Genomic DNA, 1148 nt, shown 5'->3' with positions numbered 1-1148 from the left:
GCATGACCTCAAGGCAATCACCTAATATGATTTCGTCAAGGGGTAGCTTATCCACTACCCCGGCCTCCCAAGCAGCAGCACCACATCGCCTTCGGGGGTGATGCGGAGGTCAGATAAGTTTGGCACTGCGAATTTCTTGCCACCAATTTCCATGATAGCGGCAGGACTTTTCCAAAACCGCCACTTCTCCTCCTCCGTCAATTCCCGCAATTCACTTGCCATCTCTCTTACCTCCGTTAGTGTTTGCCCAAATGGTGCAGCAGGGCGGGGGGATAGGCGCGGTCAGATTCACCATAGCCAGCCTTGCCCCAAAAGGGAACTGCCGCCGCGTCTGCGTCCCATAACAAAGCCCTTAACACGGCTTCCTCTATGGTTCGCTTGCTTTTACCCGTTTCCTCTCCCGCCACTACCCAATGCAATTTCTCTATATTGCGGGGTCTCTTGATTTCCTCCAGCAATGGTTCGCACATAACCCACGGGTGCGCGGGGTTCGCTGCCAGCAGTTGCGGCACTCGCTCATCCCAGCGCGCCTGATTCTCGGCGGTTACGCCTAGCCATATGTTAGGTGAATCAAGCAATGCCGAATAGTCTTTTAGCCGCCAAGCTCTTTTCGTTAGAATGAGATAGATATTATCTCCCGCCAATGTCATGGCGATAAAAGCATCCATTATCTGTTCATCCATTACGCACTCGTGAAACAAATCATTCCAAATGCTGATGATGCGCGGCTTGCCTTTGCCGAATCGTGCCAACTGCTTTTCATCAAAGCGGGGTTCAAAGCCCTTGCCGGTGCGCTTGCTCATAGATTCACTCCAACAATGGTCGCACCCTTCGCTAACCTTCGTGCATCCCGGCACTAGCATAATGCCTTCATCCCAATACTTTCCCTCGTTCATCGCTTCTCCTCTGCTATGCGGGCTGGGCAATTGGCGGGTGATATTGCTGTAAAATCACCATCAACCCAATCAAAATGATAGTGACATTCTGGATACCAAACATTGTCCTTATCTCTATTGGGATGTTTAGGATGATGGCATACCGAATCTTCTCCCTCACATCCCTCTCTTCCAAATGCGGGGCATTTATGGGCATTATCAAACTCCACCCGTTCCCCGTCAATCTCAATGTAGCGTTTCATATCTCCTCCT

Annotated in this window: 3 protein-coding genes; all 3 read right to left on the bottom strand. The window is 50.9% G+C overall.

The window, feature by feature from the left end; translation table 11 throughout:
* Positions 1-54 precede the first annotated feature (54 nt).
* Positions 55-222: a hypothetical protein gene (locus tag WC359_15430; GenBank protein ID MFA5401843.1), complete on the bottom strand. Its 168-nt coding sequence runs from the start codon at positions 220-222 to the stop codon at positions 55-57.
* A gap of 14 nt (positions 223-236) precedes the next feature.
* Positions 237-896, bottom strand: a complete 660-nt coding sequence (locus tag WC359_15425) for a DUF5131 family protein (protein ID MFA5401842.1) — start codon at positions 894-896, stop codon at positions 237-239.
* Positions 893-1148, bottom strand: a 256-nt coding sequence (locus WC359_15420; protein ID MFA5401841.1) for a hypothetical protein, incomplete at its 5' end; no start/stop codon positions are given. The genes WC359_15420 and WC359_15425, both read right to left, overlap by 4 nt.

The organism is Dehalococcoidia bacterium, assembly GCA_041653995.1.
In the GTDB taxonomy this organism is placed as follows: Bacteria; Chloroflexota; Dehalococcoidia; order GIF9; family UBA5629; genus CAIMUM01.
Note: the sequence above shows the minus strand (reverse complement) of the source record. Positions and strands in the feature narration are given on the sequence as shown.